The 368-nt window shown below is 51.4% G+C and carries 1 rRNA gene; it reads right to left on the bottom strand.

Annotation, left to right across the window (positions count from 1 at the left end):
• A 23S ribosomal RNA gene (locus tag NNO02_RS23610) occupies positions 1-368 on the bottom strand; the annotation flags it as partial.

The following is a 368-nucleotide window of genomic DNA, read 5'->3' as shown; positions in this document are numbered from 1 at the left end:
TCACCTACATATCAGCGTGCCTTCTCCCGAAGTTACGGCACCATTTTGCCTAGTTCCTTCACCCGAGTTCTCTCAAGCGCCTTGGTATTCTCTACCTGACCACCTGTGTCGGTTTGGGGTACGATTTTGTGTTACCTGATGCTTAGAGGCTTTTCCTGGAAGCAGGGCATTTGTTACTTCAGCACCGTAGTGCCTCGTCATCACACCTCAGCGTTAGTAAGAGTCCGGATTTACCTAAACTCTCCGCCTACATGCTTAAACCGGGACAACCGTCGCCCGGCTAACATAGCCTTCTCCGTCCCCCCTTCGCAGTAACACCAAGTACAGGAATATTAACCTGTTTCCCATCGACTACGCCTTTCGGCCTC

Origin of the sequence: Citrobacter sp. Awk 2 (assembly GCF_028069815.1) — a bacterium.
Lineage (GTDB): Bacteria > Pseudomonadota > Gammaproteobacteria > Enterobacterales > Enterobacteriaceae > Citrobacter.
Note: the sequence above shows the minus strand (reverse complement) of the source record. Positions and strands in the feature narration are given on the sequence as shown.